Origin of the sequence: Actinomadura kijaniata (assembly GCF_014138665.1) — a bacterium.
GTDB classification, from domain to species: Bacteria; Actinomycetota; Actinomycetes; order Streptosporangiales; family Streptosporangiaceae; genus Spirillospora; species Spirillospora kijaniata.
On record NZ_JACJIA010000001.1, the window covers coordinates 121085 to 147148 of the forward strand.

Sequence of the window (26064 nt, forward strand, 5' to 3'; positions counted from 1 at the left end):
CGCCAGCGGACGCGCGCCGGCTGGACCGACCCGCGAGCGGAGCGATCCCGGCGAGCGGAGAGGGCGCTCGCGGCCGGGGCGACGAGCGGCGGCGCGTGCGGCCGCCGGTCGCCGGGTGGAGGCGGGGCGATGAGCGCCGTACCGGGGAACGCGGGGGGCCCGCGACCGGAGGCGGGCCGATGAGCAGGGGCAGGACGAGGTCCAGCCGCCTCGCGGTGCGGTACTTCGACGACCGGGTGCTGCTCACCGACAACGCCGCCTGGGCCTACTTCCGGCTGCCGACCGTGTCGTACGAGTTCACCACCGGCGAGGAGCGCGAGGCCCTCGCCACCAACATCACCATCGCGCTCGCCGGCATCCGCATGCAGGACGCCGAGATCCACCTGCGGATCGCGCACCGCACCTACCCCGCCGCCGACTGGGCGCTGGCGCTCGACAAGACCTCCGACGGCGGCTCCGGCTGGCGCGAGTACCTGGAGGAGAGCTACGCGCACGTCTGGGCCAAGGACTTCTGGACCAAGGAGGTCTACCTCGGCGTGCGGCTCGGCCCGCGCGGCATGGGCGCGCAGCTTTCGGGCGGCGCGATCGCGCAGTTGCTCGGCTTCTACAAGCGCAGCGAGCAGGCCCTCGGCATCGACGACGACGCGATCGACAAACGGGAGATCGCCCGCTGGACCGAGCAGGCCGAACGCGTCGGGCGGGCACTGGGCGGATCGGCCCTGTACGCCCGGCACGCCACCTCGACCGAGGTGGCGTGGCTGTTCCAGCACGCGGTGACCGCGTCGCTGGCCGACCCGCCGCCGTCGGCGGTGGCGCGCCGCACCTGGGGCAAGGGCGAGATCGAGGCGCTGGTCGAGGGGGCGATCCACAACGGCCGGTCCTACCTGCACGTCGAGCAGCCCAACTTCACCGGCGCGGGCGGCGGCGCCACCGCGCAGTCGTACGTGGCGTACCTGTCGTTCGCGCGGTTCCCCGACATGATGCCGTTCCCCGACGGGGAGCCGTGGTTCCACTACGCCGACGCGCTGCCGTTCCCCGTCGAGATCAGCTCCCGGATGAAGCTGATCCCGCCCGCGAAGGCGTCCAAGGACGTCTCCCGCAAGCTCGCCCACGCCCGCGACATGGACCAGCACATCCGCGAGGCGGGCGCGGAGGCGCCGCTGGCGCTGGCCGAGCAGATCGACGCGGCGCGGATGCTGGAGCACGGCATCACCAAGGAGCGCCTCCCGTTCGTGTACGGCTGGCACCGCCTGATCGTCGCCGCGCCCACCGCCGAGCTGCTGGCCCAGCGCGTGGACGCCGTCGTCGAGCACTACCGCGACATCGGCATCGACGTGGTGAACTCCACCGGCGACCAGTTCTCCCTGTTCTGCGAGTCGCTGCCCGGCGACCGCATCAGGCTGAACGCCTACGCCCAGCGCCAGCCGCTCCGCACGATCGCGGGCGGCATGCCCGTCGCGACCGTCGACCTCGGCGACCGGCCCGACGAGAACGGCGAGGGCTGGGTCGGCCCCTACATCGGCGAGACCCTGGGCCGCGCCCGCTCCATCGTCCACTTCGACCCGCTGGTCGCCGCCGCCCGCAACCGCCCCACCGCCGTCGCCATCACCGGCGAGCCCGGCGGCGGCAAGACCACGCTCGCGCTGCTGCTGATCTACCAGATGGCGCTGCGTGGCGTGACGATCGCGGCGATCGACCCCAAGGGCGACGCCGAGTCGCTGGTCGAGCTGCTGCGGGCGCGCGGCCGCAAGGCCCGCATCCTGCCGCTGGGTTCGGCCGCGCCGGGCCTGCTGGACCCGTTCTCGTTCGGCGACGACCTGGCCGCCAAGAAGACGATGGCGACCGAGACGCTGCGGCTGCTGCTGCCGCGCATGTCGGAGGAGCGCGAGTCGGCGATGATCCAGGCGGTCGGCGCGGTCGCCAACGCCGACAAGCCCTCCCTGGGCAAGGTCGTCGACCATCTGGAGGCGTCCGAGGACCCGGCCTCCAAGAACCTCGGCGCGGTGCTGCGGTCGATGTCGGAGATGCGCCTGGCGCGGCTGTGCTTCGACCCCTCCGGCGGCGAGCGCATCGACTCGGCGGGCTGGACCACCGTGTTCACCCTCGGCGGCCTCACCCTCCCCGACGTGTCGATCAACCGGGAGGACTACTCCTACGAGCAGCGCCTGTCGGTGGCGTTGATGTACCTGGTGTCGCAGTTCGCGCGGCGGCTCATGCACGGCCTGGACCGGCGGCTGCCCAAGGCGATCTTCCTGGACGAGGCGTGGGCGATCACCTCCACGCCCGAGGGGGCGAAGCTGGTCCCCGAGGTCTCCCGGATGGGGCGTTCCCGCAACACCGCGCTGATCCTGGTGTCGCAGAACGCCGGGGACCTCCTGAACGAGCAGGTGACCAACTGCCTGTCGTCGGTGTTCTCCTTCCGCTCCTCCGAGCGGGTCGAGGTCGGCAACGTGCTGTCGCTGCTGGGCGTCGAGGCGTCCGACGAGCACAAGGCGGTGCTGCGCAACCTCGGCAACGGAGAGTGCATCTTCCGCGACCTGGACGGCCGCGCGGGCCGGATCGGCGTGGATCTCATCTCGGAGGAGCTGCGGCGTTGGCTGGACACCAACCCGACCCGGTCCCGCCCGGAGTCGGCCGAACTGACCGCGGGGGCCGAGGTCGAGGAGGTCCGTCGATGAAAGGTCCCCGTCGTTCTCCCAGGCTGGACGTCCAGCGTTCGCCGGGGGAGGGGTTGAACCTGCGGCGGCGGCGCGGCCGCCGGCGAGGGCTGCGCGCGACGCTGGTCACGCTCGTCGCGGCGCTGCTGTTCGTGGGCCTGTCCCCGATGGCGGGGGCCGGGCCGTTCGGCGGCGACCCGTGCCGCCCCGCCGACAACCCCGCGCCCGAGCAGTACGGGTCGGGCACCGACGGCCTGATCAAGCCGCCGGACCACCCCGACGACAAGCTCAAGGCCACCCCGGCCGACAAGCTCACCTACTACGACCGGTACGGCACCGCCGGGCAGTCGTGGTACGCGGTCGACATGGGCTGCTCCGACGCCATGGCGATGATGGGCAACGCCCTGGCCAACACCACGTTCACGCTGGTGCGCGCCATCGACCGCACGACGATCAGCGTGTACCAGGCGGCGGCGTCCGAATCGCTGCTGGGCTGGCTGAAGACGACCGTCGACGACGTCATCACCGGCATCGGCAAGACGTTCAACGCCCGCTACTGGTCGTGGGTGGTGATCCTCGGCGCGCTGTGGCTGGCCTGGTGGGGCCTGGTCCGCAAACGCGCCAGCAAGGTCACCGAGGGCGTGATCTGGATGGTCGCGGCGATGGTCGCGCTGATCTGGCTGATCGCCCGGCCCGCCGACTTCACCACGCTCGGCACGAAGGTGTCGAGCGCGACCAGCGCCGCGTTCAACGCCGCGCTGCCGCAGAGCGACGCCAAGGGCGGCACGTGCATCCCGCGCGCCGACGGCAAACCCGATCCGTCGACCGCGCCGGAGGTGGACCCGACCACCCGCAACGCCAACGGCCTGTGGGTCGCGCTGGTCTGCAAGCCGTGGCTGATGGGCGAGTTCGGCACCACCGACCCCAACGCCAAGGTCGTGCGCGACAACGCCGACAAGCTGCTGTGGTCGCAGGCGGTGGACCTGCCCGAGACCTACGGCGGCCAGAAGGTCGACCTGGCCAAGAAGGCCGACGCCTACAAGGCGGTCGCCGCCGACATCAAGGAGAACCACGCCGGGGTCTACCCGCTGTTCCAGGGCAAGAACTGGACGTCGCGGCTGGCGGTGGCGTTCGGCGGGCTGTTCGCGGCGCTGGTCGCGGGCCTGCTCATCATGGTGATCGCGATCGCGCTGATCGTCGTGAAGATCGCGTTCCTGCTGCTGCTGGTGGCCGGGCCGATCTTCCTGGGCATCGGCATCCACCCCGGCATCGGCCGCGTCATCGCGGTGCGGTGGCTGGAGCTGCTGCTGTCGATGCTGCTCAAACAGGCCGCGCTGATCGGCGTGCTGTCGCTGCTGCTGTGGGCGTACGGGCTGATCCTCGGCGAGACGCTGCCGTGGGGCCTGCAGATCCTGCTGATCGCGCTGGTGACGTTCGCGGCGTTCATCTACCGCAAGCCGTTCCAGCACCTGTTCTCGGCCGTCGGGTACTCGGCGGTCGGCGCGCGCGACAAGAGCGAGACGCAGCTGGAGAAGTCGATCGTCGAGGCCCGCAAGAGCACCACGACGGTCGGCGCGGCGGCGCTCACGCCGGGCGCGGCCGTGGCGCAGCGGCTCGGACGCCGCGGCGCGTCCGCCGAGTCCGACACCACCGGCCGCGCCGACGTCACGGCGGCCGGGGCGGGCGTGGAGCGGCGCGGCGCCGTCGGCGCGGACAAGGGCGCCTCGCCGGACGCCGCCCCGGTGCTGGCGGCCAGGCCGCGTTCGGCGGGCACGGCGCAGAGCCGTCCGCGCCGCGGCGCGCCCCCGCTGAACCTGCCGTCGCGGGCCGGGACGCCCGCCGAGGCGGCGCGTTCGGGCGGCGGCAACGGCGTCACGGCCGGCGCGGTGACGGGCGGCGCGGGCCGGACGGGCGGCTCCACCGGCGGGACGCCGCGTCCCACGAGCTGGACGGGCAAGGGCGGCGGCGGTGTCACCGGCGGCAACGGCTCCTCCGGCGGCTCCTCGCAGCCCGCCGGCCGGACCGGGCGCGGCGGCGCGGAGGGCGCCCCCTCCGGCGGGTCCGGCGGCCGGCTGTCCGGCGGCCGCTCGCCGGGGACGTCCGGCAGGGCCCCCGCGCCCAAGCCGGCCGCGCCCAGGCCGACGCCCGCCAAGCCCGCCAAGCCCGCCGAGCCCAGGCCCAAGGACCCGAGCGGCGGCGTTCCCCGGCCCCGGGGCGGCGCCGGCGCCGCCCCGTCGTCCCGTCCCGCGCCCCCGCCGCTGTGGGGCAAGCGGGGGGGCGACGAGGGCCCGCCGATCCCGTTCTGGCTGCGGCCCGCGGACGAGACCTCGGGTGAGCGAGAGCGCGGCGAGTAATGAACCCGACCGATCGCCAGCGCAAACTCCTGTTCGGCGGGCTGGTGGTGGCGCTGACCGGCCTCGGCGTCTACCTGACCGTCGCCGCGCCCTCCGGTGAGGCCGACCGCCCGTCACCGAGTCCCACGGCGTCCGCGCCCGGCGCCGCGACCGGCCCCACCGGGCCGGTGTCGCCGCCGCCGGGCATCACCAGCACGATCAGCCCCGAGGCGTTCGACATCTACCGGCTGCTGCCGTTCACGCAGCGGGAGTTCGGCACCGCCGCCGACGTGGCGCAGCGGTTCGTCGCCGCCTACGGCACGCGCCGCTTCGACGAGGACCCCAAGGTCTACGTCGGGCGGCTCGCGCCGCTGGTCACCGACGAGATGCGCACCGAGCTGGAACGCGGCGAGGCCGCCCCCGGCGTGCAGGACGAACGCCGCCGGCAGCAGCTGGTCTCGGTGGGATCGGCGACCCTGGACCGGGTCCGCACCATCGAGAACAACTCGATCGTCTTCCTGGTGACCGGCAAGACCCGCGTCACCAAGGGCGGCGGGCAGAGCGACGAGAGCGAGCAGTACGCCGTCACGGTCGCCCGCAACGGCGGGGCGCTGCGGGTGTACGCGTTCGAACCGGCCGACGCGGGACAGGAGGGCGACACGGGATGAACCGCCGTCACCTTCTGGCGGTGATCGCCCTGGGCGGGGCCGCCGCGCTGTTCGTGGCGCTGCTGGTCGTGCCGGTGCTGTTCGGGGCCAGCCAGTTCATGTTCGGCGGGGGAGGGGCGGGCAGCGGCGGCTGCGTGGACACCTCCAAGGCGGGCGCGCAGCCCGGCGAGGCCGCCGACGCGCGGTCGATCCCCGCCAACTACCTGGAGCTGTACAAGAAGGCGGGCGAGGACTACGGCATCCCGTGGAACGTGCTGGCCGGGATCGGGAAGGTCGAGACCAGCCACGGCACCTCCAAGCTGCCCGGCGTGTCCAGCGGCGAGAACTACGCGGGCGCGGGCGGGCCGATGCAGTTCCTGGAGGCGACGTTCAAGGCGTTCGCCGTGGACGGCAACAACGACAAGAAGAAGGACCGCTACAACCCCGAGGACGCGATCCCCTCGGCCGCCCGCTACCTCAAGCACAACGGCGCCCCGCAGCGGATGCGGACCGCGCTGTTCATGTACAACCACTCGTGGGACTACGTGAACCTGGTGCTGTCGTGGGCCAAGCGGTACGCCGCCGGGGAGTTCAACGTCGTGCAGTCCAACGGCGTCGAGTGCTCCGACGACGAGCTGCCCGCCAACGTCGGCGGCGTCGTGCAGCGGATCATCTCGTTCGCGATGGCGCAGCGCGGCAAGCCGTACGTGTTCGGCGCCAACGGGCCCGACGCCTGGGACTGCTCCAGCCTGATCCAGGCGGCCTACCGGACCGTGGGGCTGGGCATCCCGCGCACGACGTTCGAGCAGTGGCCGTTCGGCAAGAAGATCCCCAAGGGCCAGGAGCAGGCCGGCGACCTGGTGTTCTTCAACTCCGGCCCGGGAACGCGGGCCGACAGTCCCGGCCATGTCGGCATGGTCATCGCCGACAACAAGATGATCGTCGCGCGGTGCAGCCGGTGCCGTCCGGCGATCACCGTGACCCCCTACAAGCGGTCCGACTGGATCGGCGTGACCCGGCCGCTGGCCAACCCGGCGCTGAAGAAGCGCCTGGAGCAGCTGACGGCCCAGCAGCCCGCCGGCTGATCTCAGCCCGCCGGCCGGTCCCGGCGCGGCGGGCCCAGCAGCCGTTCGACGAGGCGCGTCTCGCCCGGCCAGGCCGCCAGCAGCACCTCGCGCGGCACCTGCCGGGCGGCGTAGCGCAGCGCCAGCGCGACCACGACCACGTCGTCCAGCGGCCCGATGACCGGCAGGAACTCGGGGATCAGGTCGATCGGCGACGCCACCCACAGCCCCGCGACGACCACCGCCACCTTGGCGCGGCGGGGCACCCGCGGGTCCTTGCGGAGCCGCCGCACGGCCGTCGCGCAGTCGGGCAGAAACGCCGCCAGATCGCGCGCCAGCCCCGGCGGGAGCCGTCGCGCCAGCAGCACCAGGACGCCCCACGACGCCACCACCACGGCCGCCGCCGTGCCGATCCAGACCAGCCAGTCGCGCACTCCTCCAGGGTCGCACGGCCGTAAATGGGCGGAGACCGCCGGACCGGGCATGGCATGCTGGCGGCGTGGACGACTCGGACCTTCACCTCGAAATCGCCCCCGAACTGCTGCTGTTCCTGCCCGCCTCGCGGCGGCGCCCCGAGCAGCGGGTCGCGTGGGACGGGACCTCGACGCTGGGACACGTCATCGAGTCGCTCGGCATCCCGCTGCCGGAGGTCGGGCCAGTGACGGTGGACGGCGCGCCCGCCGAGCCGTCGCACCAGCCCGCCGCCGGGGAACGGGTCCGGGTGGAGCCGATGCCGCGGCCGCAGCCCGTTCCGCTGGAGCCGGGCCAGACCGCGCCGCGGTTCCTGCTGGACGTCCACCTGGGCACGCTCGCGCGGCGGATGCGGCTGCTCGGCCTGGACACCGCCTACCACAACGACATGGACGACCCGTCGCTGGTCGTGCAGGCCAACGCCGAACGCCGGGTCCTGCTCACCCAGGACCGGGGGCTGCTGCGGCGGCGGGCGCTGTGGCTGGGCGCGCACGTGCGCAGCTCCCGCCCCGACGACCAGCTGCGGGACCTGCTGGAGCGGTTCGCGCCGGAGCTGTCGCCGTGGACGCGCTGCACCGCCTGCAACGGGGTGCTGGCGAGCGTGGACAAGACCGCCGTCGCGGCCGAGCTGGAGCACGGCACCCGCGACAACTACGACGTCTACGGCAGGTGCGCCGACTGCGGCCAGGTGTACTGGCGCGGCGCGCACGGCGACCGCCTGGAGGGGATCGTCCAGGAGGCGCTGCGGACCGTGGCCGCCGCGCGGAACGGTTCGGCCGCGGGCGGCGTCCCAACCTCCACGGGCGCGTCCGGAACGCCGTAGACCGCGACCATCCGGTGCGCGCCGGACGCCCCGCCCGGCATCATGGCGGGAAGAAAGGGGCTGGTTGCGATCACCATCGTTGTAGGGGCTGCGATCATTTCGGACGGGCGGCTGCTGGCCGCCCAGCGGGCCGAGCCGCCGGAGCTGGCCGGGGGCTGGGAGTTCCCCGGCGGCAAGGTCGATCCGGGCGAGCGCGACGAGGACGCGCTGGTCCGCGAGTGCGCCGAGGAACTGGGCGTGAAGATCGAGCTGGGCGACCGGGTCGGCGGGGACTGGCCGCTGGCGCTCAGCGGCGTGCTGCGCGTGTGGACGGCGCGCCTGGTGGAGGGCGAGCCGAAGGCGCTGGAGCACATCGCGCTGCGGTGGCTGGGCGCGGACGAGCTGTACGACGTGGAGTGGCTGCCCGGGGACCTGCCGGTGGTCGAGGCGATCGCGTCCTATCTGAGCTGAGCGGCCTCCTACCCGGGCTGAGCGGCCGTCGCCTCCCCGGGGCACGGCCTTCCGGCCAGGTGCTCCACGAACCTCACGGCCAGCGGATGCGGCTGCGCGCGCGGGACGGCGACCACGAGCGGGACCGGCGGCGCGTTCCTCAACCGCACGTACCGCACGTCCGGGTGCGAGTAGCGGCGCACCGCCTCCGTCGCGACGCCGACGCCGTGCCCCGCCGCGATGGCCTCGATCCACTCGTCCATGTTGTCGGCGGTGCAGCGCACGCGCGGGCGGCGTCCGGCGGGCCACAGCCCGGGGCCGGTGGAGCCGGTGAGGGTGTTGACGACCAGCGGGTGGTCGGCGAGCTCGGCCCAGTCCAGGACGCGGCGGCGGGTCAGGTCGCTCCCCGGGAGGGCGCGGCGGGGAACGGCGGCGACGCGCTCCTCGGCGCGCAGGACGCGTACGTCCAGGCCGGGCGCGCGGGCGGCGTGCTCGCCGCGCAGCACGGCCACGTCGCAGTCGCCGGTGTCGAGCCCGGCCAGCGGCGCGTCCCGGCGGACCAGGCGGACCCCCGCGCCGGTCCCGTCCCGGAACGCGGTGACGATCTCGGCCCACCCGTCGGGCAGCGTCCAGGTGAACCCGAGCCGCAGCACCGTTCCCCGGCACGGCGCGCGCAGGGCCTCGCCGAGGCGGGGCAGCAGCGCGGCCAGGTCGTCGCGCAGCCGCCGTCCCGCGCCGGTGAGCCCGACCCTCCGCGTGGTGCGGTCGAACAGCCGCGCGCCCAGGGCATCCTCCAGCGCCCGGACCGACCGGGTCAGCGTCGGCTGCCCGGTCCGCAGCCGCGCCGCCGCGTGGCTGAACCCGCCCTCCTCCGCGACCGCCAGGAACGCCCGCAGATGGCGCAGTTCGACGCCGTCGGGGAGCACGTCGAGATCCATGTCTCCCGAGCATAAATCCCCTTCCCTGGACATTTCTCTTCGGGTCCGGCCGCCGCCTACGCTCCCGGCCTGATCTCGATGAGGAGGTGGCATGCGGAAGGTGCTGGTGCTGGCGTCGGGCACGTTCGTGCTGGGCCTGGACGCCTACGTGATGGCCGGGCTGCTGGGGCCGATCGCCGCCGACACGGGGGTGTCGGTGTCGGCGGCGGGGCAGATGGTGACGGCGTTCACCCTGGCCTACGCGGTGTCCACGCCGCTGTTCGCGACGGTGCTGGGGGCGGCGCGGACCCGGACGGCGCTGGCCGCGTCGCAGGCGCTCCTGGCGCCGCTGGCCCACTTGGCGGCCCCGCTGGCGGCGCTGCCGCTGGTGGTCTGGGGCGCGGTCGGCTGGGCGACGCAGGTGCCGCAGCAGCAGCGCCTGCTGGACCTGGGCGGCGACCGCCGCGGCGGGGTGGCCGTGGCGATGAACAACTCGGCCCTGTACCTGGGCGGCGCCGCCGGGTCGGCGCTGGGCGGGACGGCCCTGTCGGCGGGGCTCGCGGCGGACGTCCTTCCCCCGGCGGCCGCCGCCGTGGCCGCGCTGGGGCTGCTGCTCCAGCTCCTCACCGCCCGCGCCGGCCGGGCGTCGGGCGACGCCCGCGTCGCGTCCGGCGCTCCGCTCACGTCCTGCCGTTGACGGCCGGGCGCCGTTGCCGGACGTCCGGCGACGGCGCTCCCGGCGTCAGCGGGACGCCAGGACGATCTGAAGGGCCTCGTTCCTGGTGAGGCCCTTCTTGAGCTGCGCGCGCAGCTTGGCCTGCTGCGGCTTGGGCAGCTGGTCGAGGATGCCCAGCAGCTTGGTGGCGATCTCCTTGAGCTGCTCGGGGGTGAGCTTGCTCACGTCGGTGAGCAGCCGGGTCGCGCCGTTGACGTAGTCGCCCGCCAGGATCAGCGCGACGTCGGCCTGGATGTTCGCCGGGAAGCAGGCCAGCACCAGCTTGACCAGCTCCTCCTGGGAGGGCTGCTGGGCGGCGGCGCGCGGCGCGGGGCGCCAGGCGGCCTCGGCCGGGGCGGTCAGCGCGGTCACGGGCAGCAGGGCGGCCGCCAGGGTGGCCGCGAGCAGCGCGGGCTTGTGCGTCCTCACTGGACTCCTTCGGTCGTGGGGGCGAACGCCGGGGAGCGGCGGGGCGACGTTCGCGGTCTGGGGCCGGAGGGTACTGAGGTTCGGCGGTGACGGACGGGAATTGACCAAACCAGGCCAATGAGAGATTCCGGGCATGCGGCCGTCCCGCCGCGTGGCATCGCGGCGGGACCTCGGAGGCACCGGGAAGGGGCGGCGTCAGGGGATGCGGTTGGCGCCCGCGTAGTCGGAGCGGTCCGACAGTTTTGAGATCTTCACCACATCGCCGGTCTGCGGGGCGTGCAGGTACTTGCCGTCGCTGAGGTAGATCCCCATGTGGTGCAGGCTGGAGCCGAAGTACACCAGGTCGCCCGAGCGGAGCCCGCCCCGGTCCACCTTGTGGCCGAGCTGGTAGAGGTCGCCGGTGTAGTGCGGCAGGCCCTTCTTGCCGACCTGCGCGTACGCCCACACCACCAGGCCCGAGCAGTCGAACGTGTTCGGCCCCGCCGCCGCCCACACGTACGAGCTGCCGATCTTCGTCAGCGCCTTGCGGGCCATCCTGGCGGGCAGGTCCGTGCCCTTCACCGTCGCCTTCAGGCCGGTCTTGGGATCGGTGATCCGGGTGATCGACAGCTTGTCCAGCTGCTTGACGACCTCGTCGACCTTCGTCTTGGCGGCGTCGCGGGCCTGCTTGGCCCGGTCGTAGGCCTGCTGCACCTGGCGGGCCCGGTTCTGCGCGTCGGTGCGGGCCCTGTCGGCCTCGCTGATCCGCGCCTGGAGGCCCTGGATCACCGACGCCTGGTTCTGGATCAGGTAGGCCGAGGTGGACAGCCCCTCGGTGCCGCCGGTCACGGCGAACACCGTGTCGGGGCTGCCGCCGATGTAGTTGGCGGCGGCCAGGCGGCCCAGCTCCTCGCGGGCGGGCGCGGCCTGCTGCTCCAGGCGCTCGGCGTTCAGCCGGGCCTGCTTCTCGGCCTCCCTGGCGCGGCCGAGGTCGACGCGCGCCTTGTTGAACTGCTCGGTGAGCTTCTCGGCCTCGTCGTTCAGCTCCCTGAGCCGCTTCTTCAGCTCCGCCTCGGAGGGCTTGGGCTCCTGGGGAACGGTCTGCGGCCGCGCGGGCGCGGCGTGCGCCGTTCCGGTCAACGCGCTGGTCAGCGCGGTGGGGGCGGTCATGCCGAGGCCGACCAGCAGGGTGGCGGCGGGCAGGGCGAAGCGGCGTCGCCGGGGATCCAGAACCAAGCCGGTGTTCTCCTCTCCTCCGTCGCCTACCGGGTTAGCTGACGGGTTCGGGCCAGGAGGAGCCCTACGGCGCACGGAGAATGTGCGCCGATTCACCCCAGGGAACGCGATGCGGGGTCCCCGGCTCCCCACCAGGGGATTCGGCGGCCCGGGCGCAGCCCCGGGAGCGGGGCTCGGCACGTCCGGACGGGCAGGAGACTACAAAGGATGTTCAAGAAGGGCCAAATGCCCGGTTATGACACCCGTGTGATCCGTGAGGGTCCGGGGCCGTTCACACCGCCAAGTAGAATGGTGTAGGCCGCGGGTCTGCGGCGATCCCCGAAAACTCACGCAAGGCGAAACCGCATGCCCTTCTCCACCCGTGACGACCTCCGTAACGTCGCGATCGTCGCCCACGTCGACCACGGCAAGACGACGCTCGTCGACGCCATGCTCTGGCAGTCCGGGGCCTTCCGCGAGAACCAGGACGTGGACGACCGCGTCATGGACTCCAACGACCTGGAGCGCGAGAAGGGCATCACCATCCTCGCGAAGAACACCGCGGTCCGGCACAACGGGATGACGATCAACATCATCGACACCCCGGGCCACGCGGACTTCGGCGGCGAGGTCGAGCGCGGCCTGTCCATGGTGGACGGCGTCGTGCTGCTCGTGGACGCCTCCGAGGGCCCGCTGCCGCAGACCCGGTTCGTGCTGCGCAAGGCGCTGGCCGCCAAGCTCCCGGTGATCCTGGTCATCAACAAGACCGACCGCCCGGACGCGCGCATCGACGAGGTCGTGGACGAGACCTACGAGCTGTTCATGGACCTCGACGCCGCCGAGGACCAGATCGACTTCCCGATCGTCTACGCCTCCGGCCGCGCGGGCCGCGCCTCGCTGAACAAGCCCGGCGACGGCGAGCTGCCCGACTCCGAGGACCTGGAGCCGCTGTTCCAGGTGATCACCGAGACGATCCCGGCGCCGTCCTACGACCCGTCGGCCCCGCTCCAGGCGCACGTCACGAACCTGGACGCCTCCAACTTCCTCGGCCGTATCGCGCTGTGCCGCGTGCACGCCGGGAACATCAAGAAGGGCCAGCAGGTCGCCTGGTGCCGCCACGACGGCACGATGGAGCGCGTCAAGATCACCGAGCTGCTGATGACCGAGGCGCTCACCCGCAAGCCCGCCGAGTCCGCGGGCCCGGGCGACATCATCGCCATCGCCGGCATCCCGGAGATCATGATCGGCGACACCATCGCCGACCCCGAGGACCCGCGCCCGCTGCCGCTGATCACGGTGGACGAGCCCGCCATCTCGATGACCATCGGCACCAACACCTCGCCGCTGGCCGGCCGCGAGAAGGGCACCAAGGTCACCGCCCGCATGGTCAAGGACCGCCTGGACCGCGAGCTGGTCGGCAACGTCTCCATCCGCGTCCTGCCGACCGAGCGCCCCGACGCCTGGGAGGTCCAGGGCCGCGGCGAGCTCGCGCTGGCGATCCTGGTCGAGAACATGCGCCGTGAGGGCTACGAGCTGACCGTCGGCAAGCCGCAGGTGGTCACCCGCGAGATCGACGGCAAGAAGCACGAGCCCGTCGAGCGCCTCACCGTCGACATCCCCGAGGAGTACCTCGGCGCGGTCACCCAGCTCATGGCGGTCCGCAAGGGCCGGATGGAGCAGATGACCAACCACGGCACCGGCTGGATCCGCATGGAGTTCCTGGTCCCGGCGCGCGGCCTGATCGGCTTCCGCACCGAGTTCATGACCGAGACCCGCGGCACCGGCATGGCCCACCACGTGTTCGAGCGCTACGAGCCGTGGTTCGGCGAGCTGCGCACCCGCCCGTCGGGCTCCCTGGTCGCCGACCGCACGGGCCAGGCCAGCGCCTACGCCATCATCAACCTGCAGGAGCGCGGCACGTTCTTCGTCGGCCCGGGCACCGAGGTCTACGAAGGCATGATCGTCGGCGAGAACTCCCGGTCCGACGACATGGACGTGAACATCACCAAGGAGAAGCAGAAGACCAACGTCCGCTCCTCCACGGCCGAGGCGACCGAGACCCTGACCCCGCCGAGGATCCTCACCCTGGAGGAGTCGCTGGAGTTCATCCGCGACGACGAGTGCGTGGAGGTCACCCCGGCCGCGGTCCGCATCCGCAAGATCGTCCTGGACGCCAAGGAGCGCGAGCGCACCCGCGCCCGCGCCAAGCGCGCCGCCAACTGACGCGAACGCCGACGGCCCCGCCGCCCCCTCGGGGAACGGCGGGGCCGTCGGCGTTCACCCGCTCGGGCTCCGGGGCCGCTTCCGCGCCTCAGCGCACGCCGACGAAGACGTTCTTCGGCGGGGCGTCCATGTAGCGGGTCGCGTCACCCTTGCAGCGGTAGGCGAAGCAGAAGTCCCTGGTGACGCGCGGCCGCGCCGAGAACTCCGCACATGATGATCTTTCAGGGGGAACGCCGCCCGCTCCGGACGGTGAACGGTAGACCTGCCACCTGAGCTGCGGATCCACCCTGAAATGATCATGAAAGGGCAACGGCGGCCCGGGGTGTCCGGGCCGCCGTCCGCGGTGGTCGGGGCGGTCAGTTGAGCTGGACGGTTCCCGTCACGTCGGCGGCCAGGCGGAGCTGGTCGCCGTCGCGGAGGGGAGCGTCCACACCGCGGGGGAGGCGCTCGCCGTTGACGAAGGTGCCGTTGGTGGAGCCCTCGTCGCGGACCCACGCCGTGCCCGACGGGTCGAGCCACAACGTCGAGTGGCGGCGCGACACGTTGTCGTACTGCGTGAACGTCGACGCCACCGGCGACTGGCCCGCGTCCCGGCCCAGCACCAGGTGCTGGCCGACCGAGATCTTCAGCTCACCGGTCGGGAACGTGACCCGCAGCACCGGCGTGCCCTTCTGCGGCAGCGGGCGCAGGCACGCGTCGCACTGGGCGGCGTTCGGGTTGCTCAGCACCGCCTCGCAGTACGGGCACATGAACGCCGTGTTGTCGGGCCGCCCGCCGTGGGCCTCCGGCGGCAGCAGCGTCGCCTCGCGGCCGTGCGGCGGCCCCATCGGCGGCTGCGCCCCGCCGGGCGGCGGGGGGAACCCGTGGTCGGCGCCGCCGTACGGGTTCTGGCCCTGCGGAGGCTGCCCGTGCTGGGGCTGCCCGAGCGGAGGCTGGGCGTGCTGCGGAGCGCCCTGCTGGGGCTGCCCCCAGGGGTCGTTGCCCGGCTGCGCGCCGCCGTGCTGCGGCTGGCCCCACGGGTCGCCGCCCGGCGGCTGCCCGTGCTGGGGAGCGCCGTGCTGGGGAGCGCCGTGCTGGGGCTGCCCGTGCTGCGGCTGGCCCTGCTGCGGACCGCCCTGCTGGGGCTGGCCCCAGGGGTCGTTGCCCTGCTGCGGGCCGCCCAGCGGCGGCTGCTGGCCTTGCTGGCCGGGAGGCTGCTGGTGCTGGGGCTGCCCCCACGGGTCCTGCTGGCCCGGAGGCTGGTGCTGCTGGCCCCACGGGTCCTGCTGCTGTCCGTGCTGCGGGGCGCCGTGCCCATGCTGCGGAGCGCCGTGCTGGGGCTGCGCATGCTGCGGCTGGCCCTGCTGGGGCTGCCCCCAGGGGTCGTTGCCGGGGGGCTGCTGGCCCCACGGGTCGCCGCCCGGCTGCTGTCCGTGCTGCGGGCCGCCGTGCTGGGGCTGTCCGTGCTGGGGCTGCCCGTGCTGCTGGTAGGGCTGGCCGCCGGGCTGTCCCTGCGGCCCTCCGGGGGGATGCGGAGGGGGAATCCGTGGTGGCTGCTGGTCCTCGTACCCGCCGGGACGACGCGCGCCGCCCCCGGCGCGGGCCAGGTTGGCGCCGCAGCTCAGGCAGAGCAGGTCGCCCGGCTGGAACGGCTCGTCACAGACAGGACATCTCAAGGTCGCCATGACACATCCCCCGCACGCACACCGGCGCGTTCGAGTGTCGTCACGAGGTGATCCATGTCACCCCTTCGCGGGATTCCGATGTAGTACACCCGCCTTCCCTCCGGCCCCTCGTCCACGGACACCTGCATTCGGGGCCCTGCGTCTTCGTTCTCGGCTCCTCGACCGGTCTCGACCGGTCCGTACCGTTCCCGTCCCAGAGGGCTCAGGGGCACGATCCGCTGGTTGGCCGACCCCTTCCAGAGTAGAGAGCCACTCCGGGTGTGTCGCCCCTCCGGGTTGAGCCGGTCGACGTACGGCCCCGCTATCACGGCGTCGCACATGTCCAGGATCTCGCGTGTCTCGGCCGAACGCGAGAGCCGAGAGTAGACATATCCGCTGTAGACCAGAATGTCCAACGGAGCGGCGTTCTCCGGCCGGCCCGCCCGCCAGTCCCGGATCCCGCGCACCAGAGCCGCCAGCGCCGCGGGCTGCTGGAACGGCTCCCCACCGGAGATCGTCACCCCGTCCACGGGCCCGGGCAGCGACGCCAGCCACCCCAGCACCGCGTCCACCGGGACGGCCTTGGCGGGGTCGGCGTCCCAGGTGTCGCGGGACAGGCAGCCGTGGCAGTGCAGCGTGCAGCCCTGCGTCCAGACGCCCGCCCGCGTCCCGGGCCCGAGCGTGGTCACCGGGTAGTGGGCCTTGGCCAGCAGCAGACCGGTCACCGCAGGTCCAGATGGACGATGGACCCCTCGCGGCGGACACCGGTGACGGTGATCTTCTCCTCGGGGACCAGCTCGCGGTCGAACAGCGCGCGGGCCAGCGGGTTCACGAACGTCGACTCCAGCGCCATCCCGATCCCGCGCCCGCCCTTGTCCAGCTCGGCGGTGCACCACTCGCGCAGCGTCTGCAGCGCCTCGCTCTTGACCGTCAGCACCAGCCGGTGCTCCTCGGCGACCCGGCGGCAGATGTTCGCGAACTGGAGATCGAAGATCTTGTCGGCGGCCTCGCGGCCGATGAAGTCGAACACCACGATGTTGTCGCCGAACCGGTTGAGCAGCTCCGGCCGGTTCAGCACGGCGGTGAAGTGGTCGGCGATCGCCGTCTTCACCCGGACCTCGATCTCCTCGTAGTCCATGTCGGCGTGGATGTTCTGCACCCGGCCGGGGACGGCCGGGGCCAGGACGTCGCCGCGCACCGCCAGGTCGGGGTGGCCGGGCACGAACATGCCCAGGTTCGACGTGAAGATCAGGATGGACTCGCTGAAGTGGACGGTGTTGCCGCGCCCGTCGGTGAGCCGCCCGTCCTCCAGGATCTGGAGGAACTTGTCCAGGATCCGCGGGTGCGCCTTCTCGATCTCGTCGAACAGGATCACCCGGAACGGGTCCTCGCGCACCGCGTTGGTGAGCTCGCCGCCCTCCTGGTAGCCGATGTAGCCGGGCGGCGCGCCGATCAGCCGGTCCCCGGAGCCCTCGCCGGAGAACTCGCTCATGTCGAACCGTAGATAGGCCGACTCGTCGCCGAACACCAGCTCGGTGATCGACTTGGCCAGCTCGGTCTTGCCGGTGCCGGTCGGGCCCGCGAAGAACAGCACGCCGCGCGGGCGGCTGCCCGACCGCGTCGCCTGCGCGCCCGACAGCCCCAGCACGGCCCGCTTGAGGATGTCCAGGGTCTTGGTGACGGCCTGCGGCTGCCCGATGACGCGTTCGGGGACCTTCTTCTCGCCCTCCAGCACGCGGCGGCGCAGGTGGCCCCGGCTCCACGGGTTGTCCAGCACGCCGAGCTTGTAGGTGCGGACCGCGTCGGGCAGGTCGTGCAGCGTGACGCTGCGCTCCTTCGCCAGCCGCGTCACCTCGATCATCGACTGGAGGGTGAGGCCGTCGGCCTGCTCGGCGAACGCGTCGATCGCCGCCGCCGCGGCCTTGTCGGCGTCGGCGTCGGCCACCCCGAACGCCCGCGCCAGCAGCCTCGCGGTCTCCTGCCGGTCGCCCAGGTGCGGGCGCGGGATGGTGATCTCGCGGACGTTCTCGTTGTCGGCGGTGAGCCAGGGCGGCAGGTCGCCGGGGCGCTCCACCATCCACAGGATCGGGTTGTACAGCGGCTTGGGGCGGGGGCCGACGACCCGGACGGGGCGGGCGGTGCGCGACAGCTTGGCGCAGAAGCGGAAGAAGTCGCGTTCGGCGGGCTCCATCTCGGTGGGCGTGCGGGCGATCCGCGACGCCGACTCGATGATCACTGCGGCGCGCACGTCGTCGCCGGGCCGGGCGATCCCCGCCAGGTACTTGGTGGCGCCCTCCAGCGAGGGCCGCTCGTCGCTCTTGAGCTTGCCGAGCAGCCGCTGGGCGGCCTCGGCGGCCGCGTCGCCGTCCTCGTCGCCCGCCGGGGGATGGACCTGCAGGCCGTCGACCGGATCGTAGATCAACAGGAACGAGAACCCGCTGGACCGCAGCGTCTCCCACAGCAGCTCGCGCAACGGCAGCAGCCGCGCGGGCCCGTCGCCGCCCATGGACGGGGCGAGGAAGCTGTCGTACAGGTTGCCCGACAGGACGTACTGCGAGTGCACCGAGAGGGTGGCGTCGAGTTCCCTGATGAACGGAGGCCACCCCGGAAGCCGTCCGCCCAGCGTCGGTGATTCGGTCATGTCTCCTACTGTTCCCGTTCCCGGCCGCGTTCGCGTCGTCCGGTCCGGGACCCAGTCTGCCGTGCCTCGGCGGCGACCGGCAGCTCACGCACGCCGGGGTCCAGACGCCAGGTGACCTGGGAACGGATCCCCGCCCGCGCCAGCCGCTCCCGGGCGGACTCGAACGCCTCGCACCACTCGCGTTCGCGCTCCACGTCCACCCGGCGGTCGTCCTCGCTCTCGGCCCGGCCGTTGCGGACCATCGCGGCGCGGACCTGCCGGGCGTCGTCGACCCGCATCTTGACGCTGTGGTCGGGCCAGGAGCCCCGGGTGAGCAGCAGCGTCCCGTCGTCACCGGGGGTGAGCGTCTCGAACCCCGGCTGCACGTCGTACCCCAGATCCGCGAACGCGGTGGTGATCGACTCCAGCACGTACCGCCGCTCGGCCTCGGCCTGCTCGGCGGCCTCGCGTTCGGCGGCCCGCCGGCGCTCGGCCTCGCGCAGCTCGCGGGTGCGGCCGTTGGCGTCCTGGATGCGCAGCCGGACCTCGGTGAGCGCGGCCTCGGCCTCGTCCTCGGTGGCGGCGCCGGCGACCAGCCGGGCGGCCTCGGCGACGGCACGCCGCTCCCGCTCGGGCGTGTCGGGCAGCAGCCGGGCCAGCACCCGGTGCAGGGCCTCCTCCGCCGCCGCGGGCGCGGCGGGGGCCGGCCCGGTCCCGGCCCGCAGCCCCTCCGCCGGAACGGCGAAGATCTGCCCGGTGACCTCGGCGGCGACCTGCTCGGAGAGGCGCCGTTCGGCCGCGTCCAGGGCCTGGTCGGCGGCCGAGCACCAGGCGGTCAGCTCCTCGGGGGCCTGCCCCTCGGCGGGCCGGAGCGGCGCGGGCAGCTCCACCCGCGCGCCGATCTTGTCGCGGGCGTCGGCGAGCGCGGCGATACGGGCGTTGCGCTCCAGCACCTCGCGCAGGGCGCGCTCGTAGGTCTCGGCCTCGGCCAGCGCCGCCGCCCGGGCCTCGGCCCGCCCCGCCGCGAGCGCGGCCAGGGCCTCGGCCCCCTTTCCGGCGACCCCCCCGGCCCTGCCGAGCACGCGGTTCATCCCCAAGCTAAGGACAACAGCCGCATCCAGGGCGATATCGGCCTCAACCCCGCTGCTCATCCTGCCCACCCCGCTCTCCGCCGCACCCGAAGGCACGATCCTCCACCACACGCCTCACGAACACCCGCTCGCGACGCCCACGCCCCCATGGCGTCCGCCCGGCCACGCGGAGCCCGGAAGCCCCCACCACCTTGACCGAGAACGTCCGCACCGCTCGCAGCCCCTGCGGGTATGCATCGCATGCCTGCACCGCCCCGGGACCGCTCCGCTGGAGAGCCCTCGGGAGCGGACCCGAGGGCGATCGCCGTCGTCCCGGGGGCAGCGCCCGCGTTGCTTGGGACCTGCGCGAGGGGACACCGGGCGCGCGTGCCGTGCCGGTGGGGTTCGGCGTCGCTCCGGCGTGCCCGAGGCCGCCCGCCGCCGTCCTGATCATGGGCGTGCGCTCCGTTCGCCGGGCGTCTGGGCGCAGGTCACGCCGGTGGGTCATGCCAGGGCCTTCCGCTCGGCCTCTTCGTGGGCGCGGCGCCAGCGGTGCAGGCGGACGCCCGCGCCCGCCGCGTGGGCGGCCGGGGTCGCGACCAGGAGCAGCAGCCACAGCAGGCCCGCCACCGCGGTCATCATCGACACGAGGAGCAGGACCAGCAGCAGCGGGACGACGCCCAGCAGCAGGAACACGCCGCAGCCACGCCGTCCCGTCCGCCGGGCCGCGCCCGACATCGTGCGGGACGCCTTGGACAGGCTCTGGCCGGTGGCGCCCAGCAGCCGCGACAGCCACGACCACGGCCCGTAGGGCAGGTAGTCGCGGCCCTGGACGCGGGCCACCAGCACCTCGGCGCCGCACTGCACCGCCCACGCCAGCGCCGAGAACGCCGCCAGCGTCACGAACGGCACGCCCCCGCTGCGCTGGAAGCCGCCGACCCTGCTGGTGCCGTCGCCGCTCGGGCTGAACATCGCGTCGACCATCCAGCTTCCGGCCAGCCAGAACGCCAGGATCGGCAGCGACCAGGCGGCGGCGCGGACGACGGCGGCGCGGCGTCCGGCGAGGCGGGCGCGTTCACGCTCGGCCCAGCGGGCACGGAGGGCCTCCGAACGCCGGGCGGCGGCCTGCCGGTCGCGGTGGCGCGCCTCGACCTCCAGCACGGCCTCCGGCGCGGCGCGCGTCAACGCCAGCTGCCGCAGCGGGTCGTCGCCCGCGCCCTCGGCCAGCCACGCGAACCACGCGACCGGCTCGGTCACCGACGCGCGGGCCCGTTCGGCGGCCGCGGCGATCCGCTGCCGCGTGCGGGCGGGCTCGGCGGCCAGGGCGAGCAGCGTCAGCAGCAGCACCGGCGGGTCGTCCGACGGCCCGGCGACCCTCACCTCGTCGCCGCCGGCGCTGGGCAGCCGCGCGGCCAGGCCGGGCGGGACCGCGTCCTGGGAACGCAGCCAGGACACCAGCTCGTTCCAGGCCGTGACGTGGGACCGCCACTGGTCGTCGATCCGTGCGAGCTGCTCGCCGCCCTCGAAACCGGCGAGCACCTTCAGCAGGCGGTCGTCCCACAACGCCCGCCCCAGCAGGCACGCCGTCCGGTGGTCGGCGTGCCCCGGCTCACCGGCCAACGCCGCCAGCCCCGGAAGGTCCTCGGGCAGCACCCGCCGCCCCAGATGGTGCGGCGGCAGCGTCGGATCCAGCCACCGCACCAGGTGCAGCAGCTTCACGTCGGGCCGCAGTTTCGCCGTCAGGTGGCCGTCGACCAGCGCGATGCGGCTGTCGTCGGGCTGCTCGGCGAGCCAGTCGCGCAGGCTGCGCCACGCCTCGCCGGACTCGCCGCGCCCGAAGAAGTACAGCGCGGCGTGGTCCCACTCCTCGACGAGCGCCCGCGCCAGCTCGGCCCGGTCCTGGTAGCGGCGGCCCCGGAACGGCAGCCCCGCCCCGGGCGGCGCCTCGGGCCGCGCGGCGTCCCGTGCGACGGCGGGCGAGCCGCCGTCCAGCCACTGCCCGACCTGCTCGGCCGACCAGCGCCGCCGCGGGTCGCGGGCGAGCAGCCCCTGCGCCAGCAGCCGCACCCGGGGGTCGGGAACGTCGTCGGCGCCCACCGGCCGCGTCGCCAGGTGGTCCACCACGGCGGTCTCGCTCAGCCCGGCGAACGGCGGCCGTCCCGTCGCCAGCTCCCGCACGATCATCCCGAGCGACCACCAGTCGCGCGCCGGGGACACCTGCCCCGACAGCGACTCGGGCGCGGCGTAGGCCAGCGTGCGCGACGCCGAGGCGAACACCACGCTCTGCTCCAGCACCCGGCTCAGCCCGAAGTCGGCGATGACCAGCCGCAGCGGGTCGGCGGACAGCACCAGGACGTTCTCGGGCTTGAGATCGCGGTGCACGATCCCGGCCCCGTGCAGCGCGCGCAGCCCCGCCGCGAGCTGCGCGGCGGCCTCCGTCACCGTCTCGGCGGGCAGCGGCCCGGCCATCAGCGACCGCAGGTTCCCCTCGGGCGCGTACTCGGCGATCTCGTAGTCGCGGCCGTCGGCGTGCCCGGTCTCCACGATCCGCAGCACGTGCGGCGAGTCGAGGGCGGGCAGCTTCTCCCACACCTCCCGGTCGGCGTGGTAGCCGCGCCGGAACAGCTTGACGACGAACTCCCCGCCGCGTTCGTCGCGCACCAGCAGCAGGTCGGACTCGGCCCCCTGCACGGGCAGCTCGGCGACCAGCCCGAACCGCCCGGCCAGGGCGTCCGGCAGCCGCAGCAGCGCCCCGCCGGGCGCGGCCCCGGCGTCCCGGCGCGTCGCGCGCGGGTCGCGCGGCGGGGGAACGTTCGCGTCGCGGCGCGTGACACCGGGGTCCCGCCGCGTGGGGGCGCCGCCGTTCCCGGGCTCCTCAACCTCGGCCACTCACACTGCCCCGTCCGTGTCGCCGTCCCTGCCGCGTCGCGAGCCTAACGCCCGCCTTCAGATCTTGTCCCTGATGACCCGGAGATGCTCGACGCCCTTGAACCGGACCACCACGGCCTCCATGACGATCCGCACCAGCAGCGCCTCGAACAGCCACACCAGCGGGCTCGCGATGATCATGATGACACCCCAGGCCCAGAAGTCGTCCCAGGTGGCGATCCACAGCCCGAACCCCAGGAACACCAGGCACTGGAGGCTGACCAGCAGCAGCGCGACGACGTACCAGAGCCTGACGAGCTTGGGCGTGACCAGATGGTCGAAGCTGGTGTCGAGCAGCGCGCCCAGCAGCCCCTTGTCGGCGCGGCCGGGGCGTTCGGCGGGGGCCCACTCCTGACCGCCGTGCTGCGGGTGCGGCCCGCTCTGCCGCGTCTGCTGCTGGTAGTGCGGCCCGCCCTGCTGCCGCGGGATCTGCTGCGGCCCGCTCTGCCCGGGGTCGCCCTGGTAGGCGGGCCCGGGCTGCACGACCGGCTGCGGCCCGCTGTGGTGCGGCGACGCCTGCTGCGGCCCCGGCCCGGCCTGCCGCGGCCCCGGAACGTGCCCCGGATGCGGCTGGGGCGGCGGCCCGTACGGCTGTCCGGGCGACTGCCCGGGCGACGGCGGCTGGTGGGGCGGACCGTGCTCGGAAGGATTAGTCATCGCCGACTCCTGGGCTGTCACATGGCCGATGCCCCCGACTTTAGAGCGTCTTGAGCCGATACACCCGCCGTAGACACTCCGGCCGTGGCGATGGCGCGCCGGAGGCGACGCGTGTTCCCCGAGCGGACGCTCGGCGACGCCTCACCGGCCGACGCCACGGGCGTGGGGGATCCGCGAACGGCCGGCGTCACGCCAATGGCTCTCTGCGATCTTCCGGCCTTTTCCGCCGCCCGGCGTCCGCACCACCGCCGCAGGAGGCCGTTCTCAAAGAGGGCTTCCCCCTCGGCCAGAGGCACCGGAACGTGGCTGCGCCCGATTCCGCTCTGGAGAGTTCGACCGTGCTCGCCTCAAAGCTCAGCGCAAGTCCAGCGAGACGCCATTGAACCTGGAGGAGATGTCGAGGTGGCCCGCGCCGGTCAACGTGAGTCGCGCATGCGGTCGTACACCTTCACCAGCTTGTCGCCGGTACGTTTCAGCGCCGCAAGCCGGATCGCGCGAAGCGGCACGCTCTCCTCGGGCGCCTCCTCGGTCTTCGCGACGAGGAAGAGCGACATGAGCGGCGGCGTCGCGTCGCCACCGTTCGCCTCCTCCTTGTTCCAACGCCATTCGGCGAATCCGCCGCGCACGATCGTCTCGCCGAAGTACCGGACGGCGCCCTCGGTGAAGCCGAGGTTCGCGGGGAGCTCCACCTCGTCACGGCCGGCGAACCGCGTCAGGACCTCCTGTTCGAGGACGGCCAGGGAGTCCCGTGAGAAGTCGAAGGGGAAGTCCCGGGCCAGGTGCTCGTCGCGCCAGGCGGTGAGCTTGCCGTCCATGTCGGCCAGCCACTCGCGCAGCGGAGCGTCCGGACCGGATGCGGAGACCCGAGGGGTCTCCCGCGCGGCCGGGGCGTCCTGCGCCTCGGCGGACCGCCGCTCGCGGCAGCGTTCGTCCAGCGTGTCGTACAGCGAGGTCAGCTCGGTCTTGGTGCGCCGGTCGACCAGCGCGGTGATCTCGTAGAACGGGGCGATGGGGATGCCGACGCCGTCGTCGACCCGAACGTAGGGAACCCCTGCGAACAGGTCCTTCGATTCGGTGCCGTACTCCCAGGAGCCGCCGAAGCCGCGGATCAGGGTCTCACCGATATAGCGGACACAGCGATCGACGAAGTCGCCCGCCTCGTCCCGGTGAACCGCCGCGATGTCGGGGAACGCCTGGAGGAGAACGTCCTCGAGCCAGGCGAGCGACGCCCGGGAGAAATCATTCGGGAAATCGTCGGCCAGCAACGCTCCGAAGCCCGCCAGTTTCGGATCCATGACCTCCAGCCACTCATCGAAATCCGTGGCCGACGGCACCGTGCCCTGTTCGCTGTTGTCGTTCATCGTCCGATGTCCCGGGTGGTGAAGGCTGGGGAGTCGTCGCCATACGTCCACTAGGGGGCGACAGACCCTTCAGCGTACCAGATCTTGACCTTGATGCCTGCGGCCTCGAGTTTTTTGATCACATTGGCGCTCGGAGGCACGGCGAACACGTAGACCCTGGTCCACCCCTGCTTGATGAGTTCGATCTCCTTGTCGATGTCCTTCTGGCTGTATTTGAACTTTCCGGACTTCAGCTCGTACCCGATCTTCTTCGCGGGGTTGGCGAGATCCAGGTCGCGATCGCCGGAATTGGTGTTGGCCTTGTGGTTCTGAACCCACCCGTCTTCCGCCTTGAATCCGTTCCTCTTGAAGAACTCGTCTTCGAAGACCTTGCCCTTGTGGCGGTTGGCCTGGTTGGCGATGTAGTTGTTGCGCCACTTCTCCCACGAGAGCTTGCCCTTGTAGTGCTTCCAGCGGGCCAGCATGTGCTCTTCGGAACCGGAGGGGTAGTTCTTGTAGTGCTGGAGTTCTTCCAGCTCGTCGGCGTCGGGCTTGGCGCGGCCGGCGAGGTCCTTGGCGGGACTCTCGTAGGTGAACTTGACGGGGTCGTCCTTGGTGCCCCCGGTGAGCGGCGTGTCGCCCACGCCCGGCGGGTCGTCGCCCTTGGGCGTTCCGACCTGGCAGGCGTTCGGGTCGGGGTTCTCGTTGTGGACCAGGACCGGGACGGAGCGGGCGGTGACGTAGTAGGTGTGCAGGCCCTCGACGGTGAGGTTGTGGACCCGCGTGGTCCGCTTGCGGTGTTCGGTCCTCAGGACGAGGGTGCGGCGGCCGTCGGGGGTGTGGAGCCGGTCGGTGGGGACCAGGCCCCGCGCGTGGATCCAGGCGTCGGCGTCCGGGACCCAGAAGGGGTGTTCGGCGGTGGCGGTGATGCGCGCGTTCGGTCCGCCCAGTTCGCCGTCGAGGTCGATGGTGAGGTCGACCAGGTGCTTGCGGCCCTCACCGGTGATGAGGTGAGTGACCTTGCGGGAACCGGCGTGTCCGGTGACGGGGTCGGTGGCCCACACCAGGTCGCCGACGCGGACGCGTTCGATGGGTTTTCGCGTGCCGTCGGCCATCAGGACCGGTGTTCCGGCGACGAAGCTGTTGGGAGCCTTCTTCTTGCAGGCGTCCAGTGCGTCGTCGAGGCGTTTCTGGGCGTTCTTGCGGGCGTTGCGGGCCTTGTCCAGGCGGCGTTTGAGGTCCAGGAACCGGTCGATGAGTTTGACGATCTTGGGGATGGACTTCAGCAGTTTGCCGATCTTGCCCCACGGGATGATGCCCACCAGGGCCCACAGGCAGTCGCTGAAGTTGGGCTTCTCGACGCATTTGATGATGTCGCCGGCCAGGAAGTCCAGCCCCAGCTTGCCGATCTCCTTCAGAAGATCGAACTCGTTCCACTCCTTTTCGAGCTGCTTCAGGTCCAGGTCGGCCTTGTTCAGCGCGTCCAGGGCCTCGCGGTACTCGCGCTGCTCGGGGGCCTCCTGGCCGGGCGGTACCGAGGCCTGCTGGTTGGTCGGGCTGGCGCCCGGGTTCGGTGAGCCGGGCTTGCTTCCCGGCTTGTCGCAGTTCTTGTCGCCGGTGACCCGGCAGATGCCCGCGCGGATGCCCGCCGAGATCTGCTCGGGAATCGCCACCACCGTCACCGCGGCCAGCACCGCCCCGACCAACAAGATCACCGTCAGATACGACAGCGACCCCTCACCACGGTCCCCCGGACGCGGCCGCATCCCTCCACCCCGTTTCACATCGCCCAAAGGCGATCAAAACGGTGGAGCAATATCCCGGCACGGGCCCACGGGCCCAAAAACAGGCCCAAATCGGACACCCGACGGTGATGGCGGGGCGATCACCCCTTTAAGCTCCGC

At 72.9% G+C, this 26064-nt stretch carries 22 protein-coding genes and 1 riboswitch; of the genes, 9 read left to right on the plus strand and 13 right to left on the minus strand.

The window, feature by feature from the left end; translation table 11 throughout:
- The first annotated feature begins 179 nt into the window (after positions 1-179).
- The 4 genes from HNR61_RS00570 to HNR61_RS00585 are packed head-to-tail and all read left to right on the plus strand — an operon-like array spanning position 180 to position 6722.
- A complete protein-coding gene (locus HNR61_RS00570) occupies positions 180-2678 on the plus strand; it encodes an ATP-binding protein (RefSeq protein ID WP_182841139.1) in 2499 nt (832 codons plus the stop codon).
- On the plus strand, positions 2675-5011 hold the full coding sequence (locus tag HNR61_RS00575; RefSeq protein WP_182841140.1) for a type IV secretion system protein: 2337 nt from the start codon (positions 2675-2677) through the stop codon (positions 5009-5011). Before HNR61_RS00570 ends, HNR61_RS00575 begins: the two co-directional genes overlap by 4 nt.
- Positions 5011-5658 carry a hypothetical protein gene (locus HNR61_RS00580; RefSeq protein ID WP_182841141.1) on the plus strand — a complete coding sequence of 216 codons (648 nt, stop codon included), beginning with the start codon at positions 5011-5013 and terminating at the stop codon, positions 5656-5658. Before HNR61_RS00575 ends, HNR61_RS00580 begins: the two co-directional genes overlap by 1 nt.
- Positions 5655-6722 carry a C40 family peptidase gene (locus tag HNR61_RS00585; RefSeq protein WP_182841142.1) on the plus strand — a complete coding sequence of 356 codons (1068 nt, stop codon included), beginning with the start codon at positions 5655-5657 and terminating at the stop codon, positions 6720-6722. Before HNR61_RS00580 ends, HNR61_RS00585 begins: the two co-directional genes overlap by 4 nt.
- Before the next feature lie 2 nt (positions 6723-6724).
- On the opposite strand, the gene HNR61_RS00590 is transcribed toward HNR61_RS00585, so the two are convergent.
- Positions 6725-7135 (minus strand): YkvA family protein, encoded by a 411-nt coding sequence (locus HNR61_RS00590; RefSeq protein ID WP_220508840.1) that lies wholly within the window; start codon positions 7133-7135, stop codon positions 6725-6727.
- A gap of 65 nt (positions 7136-7200) precedes the next feature.
- Here HNR61_RS00590 and HNR61_RS00595 point away from each other — a divergent pair, with 65 nt between their 5' ends.
- Positions 7201-7995, plus strand: coding sequence for a Mut7-C RNAse domain-containing protein (locus HNR61_RS00595; RefSeq protein WP_182841144.1), 795 nt, complete (start codon positions 7201-7203; stop codon positions 7993-7995).
- A 42-nt stretch (positions 7996-8037) separates the two neighbouring features.
- Positions 8038-8445 carry a (deoxy)nucleoside triphosphate pyrophosphohydrolase gene (locus HNR61_RS00600; protein WP_182841145.1) on the plus strand — a complete coding sequence of 136 codons (408 nt, stop codon included), beginning with the start codon at positions 8038-8040 and terminating at the stop codon, positions 8443-8445.
- A gap of 8 nt (positions 8446-8453) precedes the next feature.
- Here the strand turns inward: HNR61_RS00600 and HNR61_RS00605 are convergent, their stop codons facing one another.
- The gene (locus HNR61_RS00605; RefSeq protein ID WP_182841146.1) at positions 8454-9362 is read right to left on the minus strand and encodes a LysR family transcriptional regulator; all 909 of its coding nucleotides are present in this window, start codon (positions 9360-9362) and stop codon (positions 8454-8456) included.
- Between the two features lie 91 nt (positions 9363-9453).
- Here HNR61_RS00605 and HNR61_RS00610 point away from each other — a divergent pair, with 91 nt between their 5' ends.
- On the plus strand, positions 9454-10038 hold the full coding sequence (locus tag HNR61_RS00610; RefSeq protein WP_182841147.1) for an MFS transporter: 585 nt from the start codon (positions 9454-9456) through the stop codon (positions 10036-10038).
- A gap of 45 nt (positions 10039-10083) precedes the next feature.
- Here the strand turns inward: HNR61_RS00610 and HNR61_RS00615 are convergent, their stop codons facing one another.
- A complete protein-coding gene (locus HNR61_RS00615; RefSeq protein ID WP_182841148.1) occupies positions 10084-10485 on the minus strand; it encodes a hypothetical protein in 402 nt (133 codons plus the stop codon).
- A gap of 195 nt (positions 10486-10680) precedes the next feature.
- Positions 10681-11700: a C40 family peptidase gene (locus HNR61_RS00620; RefSeq protein WP_182841149.1), complete on the minus strand. Its 1020-nt coding sequence runs from the start codon at positions 11698-11700 to the stop codon at positions 10681-10683.
- Between the two features lie 7 nt (positions 11701-11707).
- A riboswitch (cyclic di-AMP (ydaO/yuaA leader) is annotated at positions 11708-11856 on the minus strand.
- Positions 11857-12045: 189 nt separating this feature from the next.
- On the opposite strand from HNR61_RS00620, the gene typA reads away from it, so the two are divergent.
- A complete protein-coding gene (gene typA / locus HNR61_RS00625; RefSeq protein WP_182841150.1) occupies positions 12046-13902 on the plus strand; it encodes a translational GTPase TypA in 1857 nt (618 codons plus the stop codon).
- Positions 13903-13990: 88 nt separating this feature from the next.
- Here the strand turns inward: typA and HNR61_RS00630 are convergent, their stop codons facing one another.
- Positions 13991-14188 carry a hypothetical protein gene (locus HNR61_RS00630; protein WP_182841151.1) on the minus strand — a complete coding sequence of 66 codons (198 nt, stop codon included), beginning with the start codon at positions 14186-14188 and terminating at the stop codon, positions 13991-13993.
- Positions 14189-14258: 70 nt separating this feature from the next.
- A complete protein-coding gene (locus tag HNR61_RS00635) occupies positions 14259-14729 on the minus strand; it encodes an FHA domain-containing protein (RefSeq protein WP_067831926.1) in 471 nt (156 codons plus the stop codon).
- Between HNR61_RS00635 and HNR61_RS00640 the strand changes: the two genes are divergently transcribed.
- Positions 14715-15617, plus strand: a complete 903-nt coding sequence (locus HNR61_RS00640) for a hypothetical protein (RefSeq protein ID WP_182841152.1) — start codon at positions 14715-14717, stop codon at positions 15615-15617. The two genes, HNR61_RS00635 and HNR61_RS00640, sit on opposite strands and share 15 nt — an antisense overlap.
- On the opposite strand, the gene HNR61_RS00645 is transcribed toward HNR61_RS00640, so the two are convergent.
- The 7 genes from HNR61_RS00645 to HNR61_RS00675 all read right to left on the minus strand — a co-directional run bounded on the left by HNR61_RS00645 (position 15554) and on the right by HNR61_RS00675 (position 25875).
- The gene (locus HNR61_RS00645) at positions 15554-16270 is read right to left on the minus strand and encodes a 4Fe-4S single cluster domain-containing protein (RefSeq protein ID WP_182841153.1); all 717 of its coding nucleotides are present in this window, start codon (positions 16268-16270) and stop codon (positions 15554-15556) included. The genes HNR61_RS00640 and HNR61_RS00645 overlap by 64 nt on opposite strands.
- Positions 16267-18186 (minus strand): AAA family ATPase, encoded by a 1920-nt coding sequence (locus tag HNR61_RS00650; protein ID WP_182841154.1) that lies wholly within the window; start codon positions 18184-18186, stop codon positions 16267-16269. The genes HNR61_RS00645 and HNR61_RS00650 overlap by 4 nt, the downstream gene beginning before the upstream one ends.
- A 5-nt stretch (positions 18187-18191) precedes the next feature.
- A complete protein-coding gene (locus HNR61_RS00655; protein ID WP_246441902.1) occupies positions 18192-19256 on the minus strand; it encodes a response regulator receiver protein in 1065 nt (354 codons plus the stop codon).
- A 483-nt stretch (positions 19257-19739) separates the two neighbouring features.
- The gene (locus HNR61_RS00660) at positions 19740-22124 is read right to left on the minus strand and encodes a protein kinase domain-containing protein (protein ID WP_182841156.1); all 2385 of its coding nucleotides are present in this window, start codon (positions 22122-22124) and stop codon (positions 19740-19742) included.
- Between the two features lie 57 nt (positions 22125-22181).
- Positions 22182-22820, minus strand: coding sequence for a DUF4282 domain-containing protein (locus tag HNR61_RS47210; RefSeq protein ID WP_246441904.1), 639 nt, complete (start codon positions 22818-22820; stop codon positions 22182-22184).
- A gap of 416 nt (positions 22821-23236) precedes the next feature.
- Positions 23237-24181 carry a hypothetical protein gene (locus tag HNR61_RS00670; RefSeq protein WP_182841157.1) on the minus strand — a complete coding sequence of 315 codons (945 nt, stop codon included), beginning with the start codon at positions 24179-24181 and terminating at the stop codon, positions 23237-23239.
- A 50-nt stretch (positions 24182-24231) separates the two neighbouring features.
- Positions 24232-25875, minus strand: coding sequence for a polymorphic toxin-type HINT domain-containing protein (locus tag HNR61_RS00675; RefSeq protein WP_182841158.1), 1644 nt, complete (start codon positions 25873-25875; stop codon positions 24232-24234).
- Positions 25876-26064: the final 189 nt, after the last annotated feature.